Below are 21,675 nucleotides of genomic sequence, written 5' to 3' on the forward strand. Positions count from 1 at the left end.
CGATACCGGCGGCTCTCCTGTCATCAGCATTTCACGTTTGGACGGATTCCAGCATGACGCAGGTCGATCACTCCCGCATGGCCAATGCCATCCGCGCGCTCGCAATGGACGCCGTCGAAAAGGCGAAATCGGGTCATCCCGGCCTGCCGATGGGCGCCGCCGACGTCGCCACCGTGCTGTTCACCCGCGTGCTGAAATATGATGCGGCCGCGCCCGCCTGGCCGGACCGCGACCGCTTTGTATTGTCGGCCGGCCACGGGTCGATGCTGCTGTACGCGCTGCTGTATCTGACCGGCAACGAGGAGATGACGCTCGACCAGATCAAGCGCTTCCGCCAGGTCGATTCGCTCACGCCGGGCCATCCGGAGAATTTCCGCACCAAGGGCATCGAGACCACCACCGGCCCGCTCGGCCAGGGCATTTCCACCGCGGTCGGCATGGCGCTGGCCGAGAAGATGCTGCAGGCGGAGTACGGCAAGAAGATCGTCGACCATCACACCTACGTGCTGGCCTCGGACGGCGACCTGATGGAGGGCATCTCCCAGGAAGCGATTGCGATGGCCGGGCACTGGAAGCTCAACAAGCTGATCGTGCTGTGGGATGACAACGGCATCTCGATCGACGGCCCGCTGTCGATCGCCGACTCGGTCGACCAGGTGAAGCGCTTCAAGGCCTGCGGCTGGGCCGCCGAGCTGATCGACGGCCATGACCCGGAGGCGATTGCCGCCGCGATCGCTCGGGCACAGAAGTCCTCGAAGCCGTCGCTGATCGCCTGCAAGACCACAATCGGCTACGGCGCGCCGACCAAGGCCGGCACCTCCAAGGTGCATGGCGAGGCGCTCGGCGCCGAGGAGCTGAAGGGCGCCAAGGAGAAGCTCGGCATTTCGCAGGAGCCGTTCTCCGTGCCCGACGACGTGCTCGCCGCCTGGCGTGAGGCCGGCCGCCGCGGCGCGGCTGCCCGCACCGAGTGGGAGACCCGGCTCGGCGAGATGGGCCCGCGCAAGCGCTCCGAGTTCGAACGCCGGCTGCGCCACGAGCGTCCCGCCGCGCTGGCAAAGGCGCTGAAGGACCACAAGAAGGCGCTGCTGGAAAATCCGCTCAACATCGCCACCCGCAAATCGTCGGAAGCGGCGATCGAAGTGATCGCCGCGGCGATGCCGTTCGAATTCGTGGCCGGCTCCGCCGACCTCACCGGCTCCAACAACAACAAGGCGAAATCGGCCACCTCGTTCTCGGCCAAGACGCCGAAGGGCCGCTTCATCCATTACGGCATCCGCGAGCACGGCATGGCCGCGGCCATGAACGGCATCTTCCTGCATGGCGGCTTTGCGCCGAACGGCGCCACCTTCCTGGTGTTCTCCGACTACGCCCGCGGCGCTATCAGGCTGTCGGCATTGATGGGCGCCGGCGTCGTCTACGTGCTGACGCACGATTCCATCGGTCTCGGCGAGGACGGCCCGACGCACCAGCCGGTCGAGCATCTCGCCGCCTTGCGCGCGATCCCGAACATGCGCGTGTTCCGCCCGGCCGACGCGGTCGAGACCGCCGAGTGCTGGGAGCTGGCGCTCAACCGCACCAACGGCCCAACCGTGCTGGCGCTGACGCGGCAGAACCTGCCGCAGCTGCGCACATCGGCGCCATCAGACAATCCCTGCGGTCATGGCGGCTATGAGCTGGTCGCAGCGCAGGGCGAGGCCAAGGTGTCGCTGTTCGCCACCGGCTCCGAGGTCGAGATCGCGGTGGCCGCGCAGAAGCAGCTCGCCGAGCGCGGCATCCCCGCCCGCGTCGTGTCGGTGCCGTCTCTGGAGCTGCTCTTGGAGCAGCCGGCCGAGGCGAAGGCCAAGATCATCGGCAACGCGCCGGTCAAGATCGCGATCGAAGCCGCGGTGCGCTGGGGTTGGGACGCCGTGATCGGCCAGGACGGCGTCTTCATCGGCATGCATTCGTTCGGCGAGAGCGGTCCCGCCAAGGAGCTCTACAAGCATTTCGGCATCACCGCCGAGGCGGCCGTCGAGGCGGCGGTGCAGCGGCTGGCGTAAAGCATCCCAGACATCGCGCGGCGGTTCACCACAGCGAGAGCCCCGCGCGTCCAACTGATTCGCGACGGTTGAGCGGACGCAAAAAAAGGACTACCAAAGGCGCATATCGTCCGCTCCCGCCCGGCAGAACCGGGCGTCACCAGGTCCAAACCCTCGTAGAGCCCTTCGCCAGGGGCGGCTGCGGGGGACGAGAAACGTCATTGAAGGAGACGAACATGGCAGTCCGGGTCGGGATCAACGGGTTTGGCCGCATCGGCCGCAACGTTCTGCGCGCCATCGCGGAATCGGGTCGCAAGGACATCGTGGTGGTCGGCATCAACGATCTCGGCCCGGTCGAGACCAATGCCCACCTGCTGCGCTTCGACAGCGTGCACGGCCGTTTCCCCCATACCGTGACGGTCGACGGCGACAGCATCGATATCGGCAGCGGCAAGATCAAGGTCACCGCCGAGCGTGATCCGTCGAAGCTGCCGTGGAAGGACCTCGGCGTCGACATCGCGCTGGAATGCACCGGCATCTTCACCTCCAAGGACAAGGCCTCCGCGCATCTCACCGCCGGCGCCAAGCGCGTGCTGGTCTCGGCCCCGGCCGACGGCGCCGACGCCACCATCGTCTACGGCGTCAACCACACGACGCTGACGAAGGACCATCTCGTCGTCTCCAACGGCTCGTGCACCACCAACTGCCTGGCGCCGGTCGCCAAGGTGCTGAACGACACCGTCGGCATCGAGACCGGCTTCATGACCACGATCCATGCCTACACCGGCGACCAGCCGACGCTCGACACGATGCACAAGGATCTCTATCGCGGCCGCGCGGCGGCGATGTCGATGATCCCGACCTCGACCGGCGCCGCCAAGGCGATCGGCCTGGTGCTCCCCGAGCTGAAGGGCAAGCTCGACGGCGTCGCGATCCGCGTGCCGACGCCGAACGTCTCGGTGGTCGACCTCAAGATCGTCGCCAAGCGCAACACCGAGCCTAAGGAGATCAACGAGGCGATCAAGCGCGCCGCCGAGCAGGAGCTCAAGGGCGTGCTCGGCTACACCACCGCGCCGAACGTCTCGATCGACTTCAACCACGACCCGCACTCCTCGACGTTCCACATGGACCAGACCAAGGTCATGAACGGCAACCTCGTGCGCGTGATGTCCTGGTACGACAACGAGTGGGGCTTCTCGAACCGCATGGCCGACACGGCCGTCGCGATGGGCAAGCTGCTGTAATTCTCCCAGTCATTCCGGGGCGCCTCGCAGAGGCGAACCCGGAATCTCGAGATTCCGGGTTCGATGCTTTGCATCGCCCCGGAATGACGGCTCAGGAGAGCGCCATGGCCCTTCCGCACTGGATCGGAATTCCCGGCGTCGTTCTGCTGATCGGCATCATTGCTTACGGCTTCCGCCAGGGCGGCAAGCTCAAGACTCCGAACCGCGATGGAATGGACAGCGGTGGCTTCTCGCCACCCTCGGACTCGTCTCCGACCGACCATCACGGATAACGCCCACCACAACGCATGGTGAAACATGGCAGGAAACTTCCGCACCCTCGATGACGTCGATCCCAAGGGAAAGCGCGTGCTGCTGCGCGTCGATCTCAACGTGCCCATGGAGAATGGCCACGTCAGCGATGCCACGCGCCTCGAGCGCGTCGCGCCGACCATCAACGAGATCGCGAGCAAGGGCGGCAAGGTCATCCTGCTCGCGCATTTCGGCCGGCCGAAGGGGCGCGACGCCAAGGACTCCCTGAAGCCGGTCGCGGCGGCGCTGTCTCAGGTGATCAAGCGTCCCGTCGCGTTCGCCGACGACTGCATCGGCGAGCCGGCGGCGAAGGCCATCGCGGCGATGACGGACGGCGACGTGCTGTGCCTTGAGAACACCCGCTTCCACAAAGAGGAAGAGAAGAACGATCCGGCCTTCGTCGCCGAGCTCGCCAAGCTCGGTGACATCTGGGTCAACGACGCGTTCTCGGCCGCGCACCGTGCCCACGCCTCGACTGAGGGCCTCGGCCACAAGCTCCCGGCTTACGCAGGCCGCACCATGCAGGCCGAGCTCGATGCGCTCGACAAGGCGCTGGGCCGTCCTGCCAAGCCCGTCATCGCGATCGTCGGCGGCGCCAAGGTCTCGACCAAGATCGACCTCTTGGAAAACCTCGTCACCAAGGTGGACGCGCTCGTCATCGGCGGCGGCATGGCCAACACCTTCCTGCATGCCCAGGGCGTGCAGATCGGCAAGTCGCTGGCCGAGAAGGATCTCGCCGCGACCGCGCTGCGGATCATGGAGAAGGCGGAGGCGTCGAACTGCGCCATCATCCTGCCCGTCGACGCCACCGTGTCGTTCCACTTCGCGGCCAACTCGCCGTCGTTCGCCTATGGCCTCGACGCGATCCCGCCTGACAGCATGATCCTCGACGTCGGCCCGCAATCGACCGCGCGCATCCATGCCGCGATCGATGACGCCGCGACCCTGGTCTGGAACGGCCCGGTCGGCGCCTTCGAGCTCACGCCGTTCGACCGCGGCACCATGGTCGCCGCCAAGCATGCGGCCGAGCGCACCAAGGCCAAGAAGCTGATCTCGGTGGCCGGCGGCGGCGACACCGTCGCGGCCCTCAACCAAGCCGGCGTGGCCGGCGATTTCAGCTACGTCTCGACCGCAGGCGGCGCCTTCCTCGAATGGATGGAAGGCAAGCCGCTGCCGGGCGTCGAAGTGCTGAAGGCCTGAACCTCCGAGCTTGTCGGCCATGGATGTTTCTGTTATGTTCCATTCATGGCCGAGACCCCGACAGATGCTGTCCACTCGATCCTGATCAAGATTGAGGAGAGCATTGCTGCGCTCCGATCAGAGATCGGACAATTCCGGCAGGACAATCGCGCCGAGCACGACCGGATGGAAGGTTTGATCCGCAAGCAGCGGCGCGATTCCGCCGGCATGCTGGTCATGATGCGCGCAGCCGCCAGCGACTTCGACGAGCGTGTCACCGAGGTTGAGGAGCGTATCGCCGCTCTTGAAGCCAGGAAGAGCTGATCCGGCGTTGTCGGCTTGCGGCGCTCGCGTCGGTACTAACCTTTAGGCACCGCCTGACGCCCTCTCCTTCGGCCTGCGTCTCCGCCACCCTTGGATTCCGTTCACCACCGCGTTATGCACGGTGCAGCCGTTTCGACGCGTGCGTCAGCCGCACGGTCCAATTCTTATCCCAGGGAGTTCCAGACATGGCCCGTATTACGTTGCGTCAATTGCTCGATCACGCGGCGGAGCACGATTACGGCGTCCCGGCCTTCAACATCAACAACATGGAACAGGCGCTGGCCATCATGGAAGCGGCGAGCTCGACGGAGTCGCCGGTCATCATCCAGGCCTCGCGCGGCGCCCGCGCCTATGCCAACGACGTCATGCTCAAGCACATGATGGACGCGCTGACCGAGATCTATCCGCAGATCCCGATTTGCGTGCATCTCGACCACGGCAACGAGCCGGCGACCTGCATGACCGCGATCCAGTCCGGCTTCACCTCGGTGATGATGGACGGCTCGCTGAAGGCCGACGGCAAGACCCCCGGCGACTGGGAGTACAATGTCGGCGTCACCAGGACCGTGACGACGATGGCGCATCTCGGCGGCATCTCGGTCGAGGGCGAGCTCGGCGTGCTCGGCTCGCTCGAGACCGGCATGGGCGACAAGGAAGACGGCCACGGCGCCGAGGGCAAGCTGTCGCACGACCAGCTGCTGACCAATCCCGACGAGGCCGTGAAGTTCGTTCAGGAGACCAAGGTCGACGCGCTCGCGATCGCCATGGGCACCTCGCATGGCGCCTACAAGTTCACGCGCAAGCCGGACGGCGACATCCTCGCCATGAACGTGATCGAGGAGATCCACCGCAAGCTGCCGAACACGCATCTCGTGATGCACGGCTCATCGTCGGTGCCGCAGGACCTGCAGGAGATCATCAACTCCTTCGGCGGCAAGATGAAGCCGACCTGGGGCGTGCCGGTCGCCGAGATCCAGCGCGGCATCAAGAACGGTGTGCGCAAGATCAACATCGACACCGACAACCGCATGGCGATGACCGGCCAGATCCGCAAGGTGCTGTCGCAGCACCCGGAAGAGTTCGATCCGCGCAAGTACCTGAAGCCGGCGATGGAAGCGATGACCAAGCTCTGCAAGCAGCGCTTCGAGGAGTTCAACACCGCGGGCCAAGCCGGCAAGATCAAGCGCGTATTGACCACCGCGGAAATGGCCAAGCGCTACGCCAAGGGCGAGCTCGATCCGAAGGTGGCGTGAGCGACTACTCGCTTCGCAGCGCTTCGTTAAGAACCGCAATCGTCGCAACAGCGGCAGTGAGCTCCCCTCCCCCTTGCGGGGAGGGGTCGGGGGTGGGGGTCCCCGAGTCGAGCTATCAATGATCCACTCGATACCGCGCATCGGCGAACTCGATGACGAGCAGCGTGGACGCGCGATCGTCCTCGCAAACATTCGACAGTTGATCGTTGAGGATTCCGGTCGCATCTCGCTGAATTCAGCGCCCGGAGACCCCCACCCCCGACCCCTCCCCGCAAGGGGGAGGGGAGCAGACCGCCGCTGACGTGAGAGATTGCCTCAATCAGCAACCTCTCCTTCACCTCTCCGAGAGGCTGCCTTACCTGCGGCCAATGTTTGCTCGGCAACCGCCCGAGAACCGTCTATTTTGATGGGCAGGGCAGGTGTCTGGAGCCACGCATGAATCTCTCCGCACTGAACACCACCGCCCTTGCCATGGTCGCGCCCGGCAAGGGGATCCTCGCCGCCGATGAATCGACGGGGACGATCAGGAAGCGCTTCGATGCCATCCACGTCGAGTCGACCGAGCAGAGCCGTCGCGACTATCGCGAGATGCTGTTTCGCAGCGAGGGCATGGCCTCGATCTCCGGCGTCATTCTCTATGACGAGACGATCCGCCAGGAGGCCGCCGACGGCACGCCGCTGGTCGAGCTGATCAAGCGCGCCGGCAGCATTCCCGGCATCAAGGTCGACGAGGGCACCCAACCCCTGCCGGCCTGCCCCGGCGAGAGCGTCACGGTCGGCCTCGACCGGCTTGCGGATCGCCTGCAGGCGTACTACGCGCTAGGCGCGCGCTTCGCCAAATGGCGGGCCGTGATCGAGATCGACAAGGACACGCTGCCTTCGATGACCGCCGTTCATGTCAATGCACATGCGCTCGGCCGCTACGCGGCGCTGTGCCAGGCCGCCGGTCTCGTGCCGATCGTCGAGCCCGAGGTGCTAATGGACGGCGATCACACCGTCGATCGCTGCTTCGATGTCTCGCGCCGCGTTCTGAACGAGGTGTTCGGTGAACTGCGCCTGCAAAGGGTCGCGCTGGAAGGCATGATCCTGAAGCCCAACATGGTGGTCTCCGGCCAGAAATGCCCCGAGCAGGCCGACGTGGCAGAAGTGGCGGAAAAGACCATCCGGCTGCTCAAGGAGTGCGTGCCCACAGCGGTGCCCGGGATCGCCTTCCTGTCCGGTGGACAGACCGAGGCGCAGGCCACGGCCCATCTCGATGCGATGAACCGGCGGGATCCGTTGCCGTGGAAGCTCACCTTCTCCTATGGCCGCGCGCTGCAGGCCGCGCCTCAGCGCGCCTGGTCGGGCAAGGCCGAGAATGCCTCCGCGGGCCAGCGCGCCTTCACCCACCGCGCCCGCATGAACGCGAAGGCGAGCCTCGGCCAATGGACGCCGGCGCTCGAGCACGAGGCTGCATAAGTGACCGCCAAGACCACATCCGCGCGGCCCGAGCCGCGCCTCTATCTCGCGACGCCCGTCGTCACCGACGCGGCGGCCCTTGCCGCCAGCCTGACGGCGATCCTCGCCAGCGCCGACGTGGCCGCGGTGCTGGTGCGGCTGAAGGAGAGTGACCCCCGCAGCATGATCACGACGGTCAAGGCGCTGGCGCCCGCGATCCAGGGCACCGGCGCTGCCCTGCTGATCGACGGCCATCCCGACATTGTCGCCCGCGCCGGGGCGGATGGGGCACATCTGACCGGCATCGCCGCCCTGGAGGAGGCCTTGCCTGGTCTGAAGCCGGACCGCATCGCCGGCGGCGGCGGCCTGTCAACGCGGCATGATTCGATGCGCGCGGGCGAGCTTGGCGCCGATTACGTGCTGTTCGGCGAGCGCGATGCGCAGGGCCGGCGGCCGTCGCCGGATGCGGTCAACGAGCGGCTGGCCTGGTGGGCCGAACTGTTCGAGCCGCCCTGCGTCGGCTACGCGATCTCGCTGAAGGAAGCCGCCGATTTCGTCGCGGCCGGAGCGGACTTCGTGCTGGTCGACGACCTCGTCTGGAACGACGCCCGCGGGCCTGCCGCGGCGCTGGCCGAGATCGGCACCGTGATCCGGAACGCCCATGCGGCCGCACCGGTCGCCGTGGCCGGGCAGAGCTGACGCCGCCCATGACGAAGCTGCGCCTGACATGTCTTGTTGCTGCGTTCGCGGTGGCGACGACGGGCGCACATGCGCAGATCTCGCTGACGCCTCCCGCGGTTCAGCAGCCCGCCGAAAAGCCCAAGCCGGCCGAGCGACCCGCCGACAAGGCCGCGGAGAAGCCGAAGCCGCCGGCGCCGGCCCCTGCCGCGAAAAAGGCGAGCCCCGCCCCTGCCCCGTCGGCCAAGCCGGCCGCGCCTGCGCCGGCCGCCACGGCGCAGCCAGCCGCCAATGACCCGAACGTCGATGTCGTCTATGGCGCCTATCAGCGCGGCCAGTACAAGACCGCCTTCGACCTCGCCACGCCGCGCGCGCAAGCCGGCGATCCTAAGGCGATGGCGATGCTCGGCCAGCTCTATGAGAACGCCCAGGGCATCCGCCGCGACTATGAGAAGGCGGCGATCTGGTACAAGCGCGCCGCCGAGGCCGGTGACCGCGAGGCGATGTTCGCGCTGGCGATGATGCGGCTGGCGGGACGCGGCGGCCCGGTCGACAAGCCGGAGGCGGTCAAGCTGCTGGCGTCCGCAGCGAAGCTTGGCGAGCCCAAGGCGGCGTATAACCTGGCGCTGCTTTATCTCGACGGCCAGACCTTCCCGCAGAACCTCGAGCGCTCGGCCGAGCTGCTGCGTATGGCCGCCGACGCCGGCAACCCCGAGGCGCAATACGCCCTGGCGACCTTTTACAAGGAAGGAACCGGCGTACCAAAGGATCTCGAAAAGGCCGCCCGGCTGCTGCAGGCGGCGGCGATCGCCGACAATGTCGATGCCGAGGTCGAATATGCCATCGCGCTGTTCAACGGCACCGGCGTCCCGAAGAACCAGCCGGCGGCCATCTCGCTGCTGCGCCGGGCGGCCCGTCAGAACAGCCCGGTGGCCCAGAACCGGCTGGCCTGGGTGCTGCTGTATGGAATCGCGACCCAGATGGACAAGGTCGAGGCCTACAAATGGCACCTGGTGGCCAAGACCGCCGGCAAGGGCGACCCCAAGCTGGACGAGAAGTTCGCCGACATGCCGCCCGAGGACCGCGCCAAGGGCGAGCAGGCCGCCAAGCGCTGGCTCGGCACCATCAAGTGATCCGCCGCTTCCGGCCTTGACGCGGCCGCCCCTTCAGGGCACCCACAGCCACCCCATTTTCATCCGCCTCCGCCCCCCGCTACCGGCAAGGCGCGCACCGCAAGGTGCGACCAGACCAGCGCATCGAGCACATGATTCATTCCGCCCTCATCAATGTCATGGTCAAGGCCGCGCGCCGCGCCGGCCGCAACCTCAAGCGCGACCTCGGCGAGATCGAGCACCTCCAGGTGTCGCTGAAGGGACCCGCCAATTTCGTCTCGCGCGCCGACAAGAAGGCCGAGGAGATGCTGTACGAGGACCTCTCCAAGGCGCGTCCCGGCTATGGTTTTCTCGGCGAGGAAGGCGGCAAGCGCGAAGGCAGCGACAAGTCGCACACCTGGATCGTCGATCCGCTCGACGGCACCACCAACTTCCTGCACGGCATCCCGCAATTCGCGATCTCGATCGCGCTCCAGCGCGAGGACACCGTGATCGCCGGCGTGATCTACAATCCGGCCAATGACGAGCTGTACATTGCGGAACGCGGCAAGGGCGCGTTCCTCAACGACCAGCGGCTGCGCGTCGCCGCGCGCAAGCAGCTGCATGAATGCGTCATCGCCTGCGGCCTGCCGCATATCGGCCGCGGCGACCACCAGCTGTTCCTGCGCGAGATGACCTCGCTGCAGGTCAAGGTCGCAGGCCTGCGCCGCTTCGGCGCCGCCTCGCTCGACCTCGCCTTCGTCGCCGCCGGCCGCTTCGACGCCTATTGGGAACGCGACCTGCAGCCCTGGGACATCGCCGCCGGCATGATCATGGTGCGCGAGGCCGGCGGCACCGTGTCGGGCATCGACGGCAAGGAAGATGCGCTGGCGACGGGGCACGTCGTGTGCGGCAATGAGATCATTCACCGCGAGATGGTGAAGGTGCTGAAGGCCGCGGGTTAGCTCGATTCGGCGACGGCCAGGATCGGCCTGGAATCGATCCGCGGACGAAATGCTGCGCCGGTGAGGGATCCCACAAGATGGTGCATGGAGTCGCCAGTTCGGTGGTGTCCGCGAGCATTGCGGCCGCTTTCTGCTTCCTTGGCTCGGCACTCGCTCAAGGTCAGGATATTCTTCAAAGATCGACCGAAACTTGGCGCCCGCCGGACGGCACCTATGCCGCCCCTGGCAACAATTTCGACGAGATATGTGGCGAGTTCGGAGATTTCATCCTCGAACTCTCCAAAAAGGCCATCTTGAGCAATGAGCGAATTTGCAAGATCGCCAAGCTCACGGATACGGCGCCCGGCGCGATCCGATTGAGCCTCATCTGTGACGACTACAATCTGGCTATCTCGCTTGGCGATCCTCATCCTTACGAACGCAAATTCAGGGAAGTCATGCTGCTGAAGAGGATCGACACAAACACATTGTCGGTTCGCAAGACTCTCGACGGCAAGTTTACTGCCCCGGCTTGGCAGGCCTTATATTGCCCGGAGGAAAAGCAACGCTGGTACCGCGACGCCCGGGAGCGGGCCAAATCCGAGGCGCGAAAAGCCGCGCTACGATGAATGTCGTATAGCTACCTGCGCCCGCTGATGAACGCCTGCGGCGTCGCGCCGGGCAAGGCCGGCGAGTTGATGTCGCTGTCGACGCGGTCGGACGACTGGCCGGCATAGCTGAAGCCGAGCGACAGGCTGATGTTGGACGTCGGCTTGAATTCGACACCGCCATTGATGGCGTAAGCGGGCGTCGAGCTCGAGCGGCCATCGAAGGTCGCGAACGGGCCGCCGAGACCGGGATTGTATTTCAAGGTGTCGAAGCCGCCGTAGAAGCTGACGCCGCTCTTGAAGGTGTAGCCGTATTGCGCGCCTTCGGTGGTGTAAGACCCCAGCCCGCCGTAGCGGTTGGCGATGTTGGAGCCCAGCCCGACGCCGGCCAGCGCCGCCCAATTGTTCGTCACGCTGTAGGACCGCGCAAAGAAGCCGCTATTGCTGCCGTTCGTCGTGAAGCCTGGAACATTGCCGTAGGAATCGAGGCTCTGCACGACGCCGGGATCGGTGCTGAAGCCGATCGGCCAGCTTGGCAGCCAGTATTTGACAGGACCGGATTGGGCGAGAGCCGCATGGCCGCCGAAGCAGAGGCCAGCGAGCGCGAAGGCAAGAGCAGATTTGCGAGAGACCATCGACATGCCGTACCCGTTACATGTCGGCGGAGCATACATGCGTCGCGTCGGGAACTCCAGTGACGCGGATTGAAGCACCATGTCGCGGCACCCGCGGTGCGCTCCCCTCCCCCTTGCGGGGAGGGGTCGGGGGTGGGGGTCCGCGAACCCCGAATGTCGTGGAAGGCACACATCTTCGTGCGCCAATGGAAGAGCAGACGGGTCCGTTCTCGCTCACCCGGATCGAGTGCCCGTGTGATGGAAATGGATTTCATCACATCGAGCGGAATTCGGAGACCCCCACCCCCGACCCCTCCCCGCAAGGGGGAGGGGAGCGCACCGATCGCATGGCGAGATCGTGGCTCAATCGGCCGAGTGAGCTATTGCGATCGTGGCCGTCTACGACTTCACCGGCGCCGGCGGCCCATATGCCTCGCGCTCTGCCGCTGGCGCCTTCTCCCGATCGCCCGCCAGCACGCGCTGCACCGAGACGAAGAACACCGGCACCATCAAGAGCGCCAGGATCACCACCGCGATCATGCCGCCCATCACGTTGGTGCCGAGCGCCTGCTGGCTGGCGCCGCCGGCGCCTGTGGCCATCGACATCGGCAGCACGCCGCAGACGAAGGCGAGGCCGGTCATGATGATCGGACGGAAGCGCAGCGAGCACGCCTCGACGGTCGCCTCGACCAGCGGCTTGCCATGGGCGCGCAGATCCTTGGCGAACTCGATGATCAGGATCGCGTCCTTGGCCGCGAGGCCGATGATCGTGATCAGCGCCACCGTGAAGTAGACGTCGTTGGACAGCCCGCGCAGATTGGCCGCGACCACCGCGCCGAGGATGCCGAGCGGCACCGTCAGCAGCACCGCGAGCGGGATCGTCCAGCTCTCGTACAGCGCGGCGAGGCAGAGGAACACGACCAGCGCCGACAATCCCAATAGCAGCGGCGCCTGCGAGCCGGACAGCTTCTCCTGCAGCGACTGCCCGGTCCACTCATAGCCAAAGCCGCGCGGCAGCTTGGCCGCCAGGCGCTCCATCTCGTTGAGCGCATCGCCCGAGGTGAAGCCCGGCTTGGCCTCGCCGGAGATGCGGATCGCGGGGTAATAGTTGAAGCCCGCGATCTGGGTCGGTCCCTTCGCCCACTGAATGGTGGCGAACGACGAGAACGGCACCAGCTGCCCCTTGGCGTTCTTGACGCTGTAGTTGAGGATGTCGTCCGCATTCATGCGGCTGATGCGGTCGGCCTGCACCACGACGCGCTGCATGCGGCCACGATTGGGGAAATCGTTCACGTAGTTCGAACCGAGATTGGTCGAAATCGTGTTGTTGATGTCCTCGAAGGTGACGCCGAAGGCGCCGGCCTTCTCGCGGTCGATCATCAGGTTGACCTGAGGTCCTTGCGGCAGGCCCTCGACATAGACCTTCTGCAGCACCGGGCTGGCATTGGCTTCCGCGATCAGCTGGTCAGCGGCCGCAACGAGTGCGGTGTAGCCCTTCTGGCCGCGGTCCTGCAGGCGGAAGCTGAAGCCGGAGGAGTTGCCGAGATTATCGATCGGCGGCGGCTGCAGCGCGGTGATCTTGGCGTCGCGGAGCGAGGCGAGATCGCGGTTGATGTCGGCGACCAGCGCCGCGGCGCTGTCGTGCTTGCCGCGCTCGGACCAGTCCTTCAGCGAGATGAACGCCTGCGCGGTGTTGACGCCCTGGCCGGCATAGCTGAAGCCGGTGAGGAAGGTGACGTCCTCGATGCCGTCGCGCTTGGCCAAGTACTTCTCAACCGCCTCGACGGCAGCTTGAGTCCGCGCATAGGACGAATCCGCCGGCGTCTGCACGTCGGTGGTGATGAAGCCCTGGTCGTCGACCGGCAGGAAGCCGCCGGGCAACTGGATGAAGGCGTAGCTGAGACCGGCCAGGAAGATCGCGTAGATCAGCATCAGCCGCCCGGTCCGGCGCAGGCCGCCGCGCACGACGCCGACATAGCGGTTGCGGCTGCCGTCCATGAAGCGGTTGAACCAGCCGAACACGCCCCTCTTCGCATGACCGTGCCCGGCCTGGACCGGCTTGAGAAGCGTCGCGCACAGCGCCGGGGTCAGCGACAGCGCGAGCAGCGCGGAGAAGCCGATCGCCGCCACCATGGTCACCGAGAACTGCCGGTAGATGATGCCGACCGAGCCGGGGAAGAACGCCATCGGCACGAACACCGCCATCAGCACCAGGGTGATGCCGATGATGGCGCCGGTGATCTGGCCCATCGCCTTGCGCGTCGCCTCCTTTGGCGACAGCCCCTCCTCGGTCATGATGCGCTCGACGTTCTCGACCACGACGATGGCGTCGTCGACGAGGATACCGACCGCGAGCACCATGCCGAACATCGTCAGCATGTTGATGGAGTAGCCGACCAGCATCAGCGTCGCGCAGGTGCCGAGCAGCGCCACGGGCACGACGATGGTTGGAATGATGGTGTAACGGATGTTCTGCAGGAACAGGAACATCACGACGAACACCAGCACGACCGCTTCGACCAGGGTCATCAGCACGCGCTTGATCGAGGCCTTCACGACGGGCGTGATGTCGTAGGGGATCTCATAGGCGATGTTCGAGGGGAAGAAGCGCGACAGCTCCTTCATCTTGGCCTCGACCGCACTCGCGGTCGCCAGCGCGTTGCCGGTCGGCGACAGCAGCACCGAGAGACCCGCGGTCGGCTTGCCATTGAGGCGGGTGTTGAACTGATAGCTGAGGCCGCCGATCTCGATGCGCGCGACGTCGCGCAGCCGCACGGTGGAGCCGTCGGCATTGGCGCGCAGGATGATCGCGCCGAACTCGTCCGGCGAATCGAGCTGGCCCTTGACCAGCACCAGCGCCGAGGTGCGCTGCACGGTCGTGGCCGGCTCGGCGCCGATGCTGCCGGAGGCGACCTGCGCGTTCTGCGCGCCGATCGCCTTGGTGACGTCGTCGGCGGTCAGGCCGTAGCCGATCAGCTTGGCCGGGTCGAGCCAGACGCGCAGCGAGCGCTCGGTCGAATACAGCGTGGCGCGGCCGACGCCGGGGATACGGCGGATTTCACCAAGCACGTTGCGGATCATGAAGTCGCCGAGGCCGACCTCGTCGAGGCTGCCGTCGGTCGATTGCAGGGTAATGATCTGCAGCACGGCGGCCGAGGCCTCCTCGACCAGGATACCCTGCTGGATGACCGCGCGCGGCAGCCGCGCCTCGACGCGCTTGAGGCGGTTCTGCACCTCGACCGAGGCATCGTTGGTGGACGTGCCCGGGACGAAGTTGGCGGTGATCTCGACCTGCCCCAGCGAGTCGCTGGTCGATTCGAAGTTGAGGATGCCGGAGGCGCCGTTGAGCTCCTCCTCGATCAGCCGCGTCACGCTGTTGTAGAGATTTTCAGGCGAGGCGCCGGGATAGCTGGTCGAGATCGAGATCGAGGGCGGCGCGATGATCGGATATTGCGCCACCGCCAGCAGCGGGATCGCGATCGCGCCGATCAGGCAGATGAACAGCGCGACGACCCAGGCGAAGATCGGCCTGTCGATGAAGAAACTCGGCATCGGGACTTACCGCGACGCTGATTTGGTTTCGAGCTGCGTCGCCGTGCTGACCTCTGTCCAGGCCTGTGGTGCGACCTTGTCGCCGGCTGCGAACTTCTGGAAGCCGTCGACCACGACCTTGTCGCCGGCACGCAGGCCGTCGGTGATCAACACCAGGCCGTCCTGCACCGGGCCGGTGCGGATCGGACGCGCGATCGCACGGTTGTCGTCGCGAATGACGTAGACCTCGGAGCCGCCGGCAGCGTTGCGCTGCACCGCCTGCTGCGGCACGCCGACGGAATCGCTGTCGATGCCCTGCTCGATGCGGACGCGGACATACATGCCCGGCAACAGCTCGCGCTTGGGATTGGCGAACTCGCCGCGCAAGGTCACCTGCCCGGTCGCGGCATCGACCTTGGCATCGGAGAACAGCAGCTTGCCGGGGATCGAATACGGTGTGCCGTCGTCGAGCACGAGCCTCACTTTGATCGCGTCGGGCGCGATCTGGTCGAGATCGCCGGACTCGAAGGCGCGGCGCAGGCGGTTGAGCTCGCTGACCGACTGGGTGAAGTCGGCATAGATCGGATCGAGCTGCTGGATTGTCACCAGCGAGGTCTCGTTCTGAACGGCAATCGCACCCTCGCTGAGTTGGGCCGCGCCGACGATGCCGTCGATCGGCGCGCGGACGGTCGCGTAGTCGAGATTGAGCTGGGCGCGGGCGAGATCCGCCTTGCGCGCTTCGATGTCGGCCGCGGCCTCGCGTTCCGAAGAAATCGCCTTCTCGTTCTCGACCGCGGGCGCGGCGCGCTCCTTGAACAGCTGCGCGATGCGGTTGGCCTGCTGCACCGCGCGCTCGTGCACCGCCTCGGCCTTGGCGAGCGCGGCGCGGCTCGACATGATCTCGACCTCGAACGGCTTTTGATCGAGGCGATACAGCGGATCGCCGGCCTTGACCTCGCTGCCCTGGCGGAACAGCCGCTCGACGATGATGCCGGAGACGCGCGGCCGCACGTCGGAGACGCGGGTCGGCGCGATGCGGCCCGGCAGCTCGCGCACGATCGCGCGCGCCTTCTGCTCAACGGTGATGATGCCGACGTCGGGAACGGTGACCTGTTCGTTGGTGGACGCCTGAGCGGGCGTGGTTTCGTTGCAGCCGGCGAGCGGCATGGCCGCGACGAGGATCAATGCAGTGCCGAGCAGCGGCGCGCGAAAACGAGACATGGACGGTGGTGCCCCCTCGATCATGTTTGAAAACAGTCGACCGGATGACCGGGTGATGGCGCCATTCTGGTGCCGAGCGTGGCCGCACCATAAAAGCGCGCTGCTGCGACGCAATGCAGCAGTCGGGCGGCTGTATGTCACATCCACTAAGGGACTGATTAACTACGTGTTTTGACGACTCACTCAATTGTGAGCGCATTGTGGCGTGAGAGTTCCACAGGTTCCGCACAGCGAAACGCGAATCCCGCGCGGGGGCCGCTGGTTCCCGGATCAGGTCACCGGCTGCAGGCGGTAATGGCTGATGCCCCATTCGCGGCCTTCGTCGTGACCGAACAGGCCCGCGGTAGCGAGAAAGAACCAGCGCCAGCGGCGCATCCACAAGGCGGTGTCGTCGCCATAGACCGGCTGCAGCACCTCGAAGATGCGATCGCGGTCGGCGTCGAAATTGGCGAGCCAGTCCCTGGCCGTGCGCTGATAATGCGTGCCGCTCCAGCACCACTCCTTCTCGACCGCGAACAGATCGTCGAACTGCCGGATCAAGGTGTGGCTCGGCATGATGCCGCCGGTGAAGAAGTGCTGTGCGATCCAATCCTCGCGATCGTTGCGATCGAACAGATAGGAGCCGGAGCGATGGGTAAAGATGTGCATGAACAGCCGACCGTCCGGAACCAGCCATGACCTGACCCGCGACAGCAGCTCGCGCCAGTTCATCATGTGCTCGAACATCTCGACCGAGACGACACGGTCGAAGCGCCCGTCGGGCGCGAATTGGTTCATGTCGGCGGTGATGACGCGCAGATTGAGCAGACCGCGAGCCTGCGCCATCTCCTCGATCGCGCGGCGCTGCGAGTGCGAGTTCGACACCGCCGTGATCTTCGCATGCGGGAACTGGCGGGCCATGAACAGCGACAGCGAGCCCCAGCCGCAGCCGAGCTCGAGAATGCTCTGGCCGTCCTGCAGATCGGCATTGGCCACCGTCTGCCGCAGCGCCTCCTCCTCGGCCTCCTGGAGAGTTGAGACCGGCTCCTTGTAGAAGCAGCAGGAGTATTTGCGGTTGGGACCGAGCACGCGGGCGAAGAACGCCGCCGGCACCTCGTAGTGCTGGGCATTCGCCGCATCCGTATGCTCGGCGACCGGGCGCGTCGTCAGCAGGCGGGCGAACTCCGCATCGCCCATCGCCTGCGGCCCTGCGAGCCGTGTGGCCGTGCGCGCGCAGAGTTCGTAGATCGCGGCGCGGATCACGGCGTCGGGGAGCGGCACGCGCTCGGCAGCGCCGATGATGGTCGAGATGAAGCTCATGCGGTGGCTCCGTTACTTGCCGGCGGGGTTCGGCGGGAGAGGAAAGAAGGCGCTGGTGCGCGCCTGATAGGCCCGGTAGCGGTCGCCGCGCGAGCGCAGCATCTGTTCCTCCAGCGGCGGGATGCCGGTGACGTGGACCAGGATGTAGTACATCAGCAGCGGGGCCAGCAGGCTGGCGAGCCCCCAGGGGTTGTCAGGTGACAACGCAATGACGGGGTAAGCGAGCCAGCACACCCACTCGAAAAAGTAGTTGGGATGGCGCGACCAGCGCCACAGGCCGGCATCGCAGACCTTGCCCTTGTTGGCCGGATCGGTGCGGAACGCCTTCAATTGGGCGTCGGCCAGCCCCTCGCCGGCGATGCCGGTGAACAGCACGAGGATGCCGAGATAGTCTTGCAAGCGCAGCTCGGGGGCCGGGGCATGGGCGGCGACGAACATCGCGAACACCAGGGGAATCGCGCCCCAGGCCTGCTGCTGCAGGAACACGAACATCCGCCGCGGCGCCGCCTCGCCCCATTGCCGGGCGAACTCCGCGTAGCGCGGATCGTCGGTGATGCCGCGGCTGCGCACCGCGACATGGCCACCCAGCCGCAGCGACCAGACCGCCACCAGGATCGCGACCAGCCATTGCCGCGCGTGGGGTGTCGCCCCGCCCGCCGGCCAGATGGCGCCGACGGCGCCCACCAATCCGACGGAAAATGTCCAGATCGTGTCAACCCAGCCGGAATTCCCGGTGCGCTGCTGCACCACCCAGGCCAGGCTCATCAGCACCGACATCGCCACGGCCATGGCCAGGAGCGCCAGCAGATAATCAACGACGGTCATGACAAAGCCAGGGCGTTCCCGCTAGATATGAACCACGGGACTAACTACGCCGCGGACGCCCGCCGGTTTCAGCCAAAGTTCCGCGCAGGGGACGGGGATTGCGCCGATCGCGGCTTTTCTCCCGCCGCTGCTGTGCCATAGTGGATTTTCGGGACCGGTCCCCCCGCAACGGATGTCATCGACAATGCCTCAAGGCTCCCCTTCCCGCTCCGCGATGGACGTCGAACCGACCAAACTGTCCACGCCCCGGATCTTCCTGGTGCGGATGCTGGTCTTCCTGGTGCTGTGCGCCCTGGTCGGCGTCGTGCTCTACAAGCAGATCATCATGGCGTTCTTCGCCAATCCCGGGCTGAACGCGCTGATCGGAGCGGTGCTGCTGATCGGCGTCATCCTGGCGTTCCGCCAGGTGATCCGGCTCTATCCGGAAGTCTCCTGGGTGAATAATTTCCGCATTGCCGATCCCGGCCTGGCGGTGCACCGCCACCCGACCCTGCTGGCCCCCATGGCCGCCATCCTCGGCCGCGAGCGCACCGGGCGGATGTCGATCTCGCAGCAGACCATGCGGCATCTGCTCGACTCCATCGCCACCCGCCTCGACGAGGCCCGCGACATCTCCCGCTACATGACCGGACTGCTGGTGTTTCTCGGCCTGCTCGGCACCTTCTGGGGCCTGATCGAGACCGTGGGCTCGGTCGGCAAGGTCATTGACGGGCTCAAGGTCGGCGGCGATGCCGGCGCGCTGTTCGACACGCTGAAGGGCGGCCTCGCCGCGCCGCTCAGCGGCATGGGCATTTCGTTCTCGTCCTCGCTGTTCGGCCTCGCCGGATCGCTGATCCTGGGCTTCCTCGATTTGCAGTCCAGCCAGGCGCAGAACCGATTCTATACCGACCTGGAGGACTGGCTCGCCGGCACGGTGCGGGAATATGGCGGCACCGGCGACACCGGCGCCGACCTCTCGGTGGCGATCGAGCGGCTGCGCACGGCGATGGAGGAAGGCTCCAACCGCGGCGCCACCGCCGCCATGGCCAACCTCGCCGAGGCGATCCAGGGCCTGGTCGCGCATATGCGCACCGAGCAGCAGATGATCCGCGAATGGGCCGACGGCCAGGGCGAGCAGAACCGCGAGATCAAGCGGCTCTTGGAGCGGCTGGCCCGGCAGACGGAGAAGAGCTAGCGCGTCCGCCGCGCTGGCTTCGAGTGACTTGAGGAGACGCTGAATGGCGCTTGCCCGTACCCGCCGGGGCGACTCCGGCCTGAACTACTGGCCGGGCTTCGTCGACGCGCTGTCGACGCTCGTGCTGTCGATCGTGTTCCTGCTGACCGTCTTCCTGGTGGTGCAGTTCTTCCTGTCGCAGGAGGTCACCGGCAAGGACAAGGCCCTGGAGCAGCTCAACGCCAAGATCGCCCAGCTCAACGAGATGCTCTCGCTGGAGAAGCTCGGCAAGCTGTCGCTGGACGACCAGGTCGCACAGCTGCGCGCCGGGCTGTCCAGCGCCGAGGCCGAGCGCGACCGGGTCAAGAGCCTGTACGACGGCCTTGCCAACGCAGGCAGCAATGCGACCGGCCGCGCCAACGAGCTCAACCGCGCGCTCGACTCCGAGAAGCAGGTCACGGCGCGGGCGCTGGCGCAGATCGAGGTGCTGAACCAGCAGATCAGCGCGCTGCGCCGCCAGCTCGCCGCGCTGGAGGACGCACTCGACGCCTCCGAGAAGCGCGACAAGGAATCGCAGAACCGCATCGCCGATCTCGGCTCGCGGCTCAACGTCGCGCTGGCGCAGCGCGTGCAGGAGCTGACGCGCTACCGTTCCGAGTTCTTCGGCCGGCTGCGCGCCATCCTCGGCAACCGTCCCGATATCCGCGTCGTCGGCGACCGCTTCGTGTTCCAGTCCGAGGTGTTCTTCGACACCGGACAGGCAACGCTCTTGCCCGAGGGCCAGCAGGAGCTGAACTCGGTGGCGACGGCGCTGATCGATCTCGACAAGCAGATCCCCGCCGAGATCTCCTGGGTGCTGCGCGTCGACGGTCACACCGACGTCAGGCCGATTAACAGCCCGGTGTTCAAGTCGAACTGGGAGCTGTCCTCGGCGCGCGCGATCTCCGTGGTGCAATATATGATCTCGCTCGGCGTCCCCGCCCAGCGCCTCGTCGCCGCCGGCTTCGCCGAATTCCAGCCGCTGGATGCGGCGAACACCGAGGATGCCTTCCGCCGCAACCGCCGCATCGAACTGAAGCTGACGGAGCGGTGACGTCGAGCTTCACCCTGCGGGCTTATCGCGCCGAGGACGAGGACGCGGCGATCGCGCTGTGGCAGCAGACGTGGCAGCTCGCCTACCCCGCGATCGACTTCGCCGCGCGGGTGCCGTGGTGGCGCGAGCGCTGGCGGAGCGAGCTGGTGCCGAAGGCCGAGGTGATCGTCGCCGAGGCGGCGGGCACGCTCGCCGGCTTCGTCACGATCGACGCGATGGGATATCTGGATCAGCTCGTGGTGTCACCGCAGCATTGGGGCTCGCCGCTGGCGACGCAGCTTGTTGACGCCGCCAAGCAGCGATCCCCTGGCGGAATCACCCTGCTGGTGAACAAGGACAACACCCGCGCCATCCGCTTCTACAAGCGCAGCGGCTTCGTCGAGGCCGGGGAGGACGTTAATCCGACCTCCGGCCGGCCCGTACTGTGCATGGCGTGGACGCCGGAGGCTCGTTAGCCCGGGACGCAGCAACACCCACAGCTGTCGTCCCGGACAACCGAGCGTAGCGAGGGCAGATCCGGGACCCATACTCCGCAGCAGAGTTGTTGCGGAGAACGATGTGGCGAGGTTCTCCTACCAAACAATTCGACCGGGGTGATGGGTCCCGGCGTTCGCCGGGACGACACCGAGAGTGCAGCTACCGGCAACTACACGCCCCGAAACAGCACGCCCACCGTCAGCACCACGAACGCGATCGCGAGCGCGTCGAAGGCGTGGGCTGCCGACAGCAGCGGCACCGAGGCGTGCATGTAGTGCGCGAGCATCGCGACGAGCGCGAGCACCAGTGCGATGGCGAAGATCACGAACGACGGGGGCGTGAGGGCAAAGCTGCCGCGGCGATAGGGCATGGTCATTCATCCTGTGCGGTAGGCG

The 21,675-nt window shown here is 66.3% G+C and carries 20 protein-coding genes; 14 read left to right on the forward strand and 6 right to left on the reverse strand.

Features of this window, described 5'->3' with window-relative positions; all coding sequences use genetic code 11:
• Positions 1–53: 53 nt before the first annotated feature.
• The 11 genes from tkt to ACQR1L_RS01990 all read left to right on the forward strand — a co-directional run bounded on the left by tkt (position 54) and on the right by ACQR1L_RS01990 (position 11,088).
• A complete protein-coding gene (tkt, locus tag ACQR1L_RS01940) occupies positions 54–2,039 on the forward strand; it encodes a transketolase (RefSeq protein WP_434856227.1) in 1,986 nt (661 codons plus the stop codon).
• A gap of 215 nt (positions 2,040–2,254) precedes the next feature.
• Complete coding sequence (gene gap, locus ACQR1L_RS01945; RefSeq protein ID WP_434856228.1) at positions 2,255–3,262, forward strand: type I glyceraldehyde-3-phosphate dehydrogenase; 1,008 nt, start codon at positions 2,255–2,257, stop codon at positions 3,260–3,262.
• A 104-nt stretch (positions 3,263–3,366) separates the two neighbouring features.
• The gene (locus tag ACQR1L_RS01950) at positions 3,367–3,534 is read left to right on the forward strand and encodes a hypothetical protein (RefSeq protein ID WP_434856229.1); all 168 of its coding nucleotides are present in this window, start codon (positions 3,367–3,369) and stop codon (positions 3,532–3,534) included.
• A 25-nt stretch (positions 3,535–3,559) separates the two neighbouring features.
• Positions 3,560–4,753, forward strand: coding sequence for a phosphoglycerate kinase (locus tag ACQR1L_RS01955; RefSeq protein WP_434856230.1), 1,194 nt, complete (start codon positions 3,560–3,562; stop codon positions 4,751–4,753).
• 45 nt (positions 4,754–4,798) lie between these two features.
• Positions 4,799–5,056 carry a hypothetical protein gene (locus ACQR1L_RS01960; RefSeq protein WP_434856231.1) on the forward strand — a complete coding sequence of 86 codons (258 nt, stop codon included), beginning with the start codon at positions 4,799–4,801 and terminating at the stop codon, positions 5,054–5,056.
• 185 nt (positions 5,057–5,241) lie between these two features.
• Positions 5,242–6,309: a class II fructose-bisphosphate aldolase gene (fba, locus tag ACQR1L_RS01965; RefSeq protein ID WP_434856232.1), complete on the forward strand. Its 1,068-nt coding sequence runs from the start codon at positions 5,242–5,244 to the stop codon at positions 6,307–6,309.
• A 435-nt stretch (positions 6,310–6,744) separates the two neighbouring features.
• Positions 6,745–7,767, forward strand: coding sequence for a class I fructose-bisphosphate aldolase (locus ACQR1L_RS01970; protein WP_434856233.1), 1,023 nt, complete (start codon positions 6,745–6,747; stop codon positions 7,765–7,767).
• Positions 7,768–8,445, forward strand: a complete 678-nt coding sequence (locus tag ACQR1L_RS01975; RefSeq protein ID WP_434856234.1) for a thiamine phosphate synthase — start codon at positions 7,768–7,770, stop codon at positions 8,443–8,445.
• A gap of 8 nt (positions 8,446–8,453) precedes the next feature.
• On the forward strand, positions 8,454–9,557 hold the full coding sequence (locus ACQR1L_RS01980; protein WP_434856235.1) for a tetratricopeptide repeat protein: 1,104 nt from the start codon (positions 8,454–8,456) through the stop codon (positions 9,555–9,557).
• A 131-nt stretch (positions 9,558–9,688) separates the two neighbouring features.
• Positions 9,689–10,480 carry an inositol monophosphatase family protein gene (locus tag ACQR1L_RS01985; RefSeq protein WP_434856236.1) on the forward strand — a complete coding sequence of 264 codons (792 nt, stop codon included), beginning with the start codon at positions 9,689–9,691 and terminating at the stop codon, positions 10,478–10,480.
• A gap of 77 nt (positions 10,481–10,557) precedes the next feature.
• Positions 10,558–11,088, forward strand: a complete 531-nt coding sequence (locus ACQR1L_RS01990) for a hypothetical protein (RefSeq protein WP_434856237.1) — start codon at positions 10,558–10,560, stop codon at positions 11,086–11,088.
• Positions 11,089–11,099: 11 nt separating this feature from the next.
• Here ACQR1L_RS01990 and ACQR1L_RS01995 read toward each other — a convergent pair whose 3' ends face one another.
• The 5 genes from ACQR1L_RS01995 to ACQR1L_RS02015 all read right to left on the reverse strand — a co-directional run bounded on the left by ACQR1L_RS01995 (position 11,100) and on the right by ACQR1L_RS02015 (position 18,557).
• Positions 11,100–11,708 (reverse strand): outer membrane protein, encoded by a 609-nt coding sequence (locus tag ACQR1L_RS01995; RefSeq protein WP_434856238.1) that lies wholly within the window; start codon positions 11,706–11,708, stop codon positions 11,100–11,102.
• Positions 11,709–12,080: 372 nt separating this feature from the next.
• Positions 12,081–15,233 (reverse strand): multidrug efflux RND transporter permease subunit, encoded by a 3,153-nt coding sequence (locus ACQR1L_RS02000; protein WP_434856239.1) that lies wholly within the window; start codon positions 15,231–15,233, stop codon positions 12,081–12,083.
• Between the two features lie 6 nt (positions 15,234–15,239).
• Entirely contained in the window at positions 15,240–16,433 is a 1,194-nt protein-coding gene (locus ACQR1L_RS02005; RefSeq protein WP_434856240.1) for an efflux RND transporter periplasmic adaptor subunit, read from the reverse strand.
• A 270-nt stretch (positions 16,434–16,703) separates the two neighbouring features.
• Entirely contained in the window at positions 16,704–17,732 is a 1,029-nt protein-coding gene (locus tag ACQR1L_RS02010; RefSeq protein WP_434856241.1) for an SAM-dependent methyltransferase, read from the reverse strand.
• A gap of 12 nt (positions 17,733–17,744) precedes the next feature.
• Positions 17,745–18,557 carry a DUF1295 domain-containing protein gene (locus ACQR1L_RS02015; protein WP_434856242.1) on the reverse strand — a complete coding sequence of 271 codons (813 nt, stop codon included), beginning with the start codon at positions 18,555–18,557 and terminating at the stop codon, positions 17,745–17,747.
• 184 nt (positions 18,558–18,741) lie between these two features.
• Between ACQR1L_RS02015 and ACQR1L_RS02020 the strand changes: the two genes are divergently transcribed.
• Genes ACQR1L_RS02020 through ACQR1L_RS02030 form a run of 3 tightly spaced genes read left to right on the forward strand, consistent with a single transcriptional unit; the run spans position 18,742 to position 21,258 of the window.
• Positions 18,742–19,731, forward strand: coding sequence for a flagellar motor protein MotA (locus ACQR1L_RS02020; RefSeq protein WP_434856243.1), 990 nt, complete (start codon positions 18,742–18,744; stop codon positions 19,729–19,731).
• Between the two features lie 43 nt (positions 19,732–19,774).
• A complete protein-coding gene (locus ACQR1L_RS02025; protein WP_434856244.1) occupies positions 19,775–20,803 on the forward strand; it encodes a peptidoglycan -binding protein in 1,029 nt (342 codons plus the stop codon).
• Complete coding sequence (locus ACQR1L_RS02030) at positions 20,800–21,258, forward strand: GNAT family N-acetyltransferase (protein ID WP_434856245.1); 459 nt, start codon at positions 20,800–20,802, stop codon at positions 21,256–21,258. Before ACQR1L_RS02025 ends, ACQR1L_RS02030 begins: the two co-directional genes overlap by 4 nt.
• A 191-nt stretch (positions 21,259–21,449) precedes the next feature.
• Here ACQR1L_RS02030 and ACQR1L_RS02035 read toward each other — a convergent pair whose 3' ends face one another.
• A complete protein-coding gene (locus ACQR1L_RS02035) occupies positions 21,450–21,650 on the reverse strand; it encodes a hypothetical protein (protein WP_172110014.1) in 201 nt (66 codons plus the stop codon).
• Positions 21,651–21,675 lie beyond the last annotated feature (25 nt).

This window comes from Bradyrhizobium sp. HKCCYLR20261, from assembly GCF_051168435.1.
Taxonomy (GTDB): domain Bacteria; phylum Pseudomonadota; class Alphaproteobacteria; order Rhizobiales; family Xanthobacteraceae; genus Bradyrhizobium.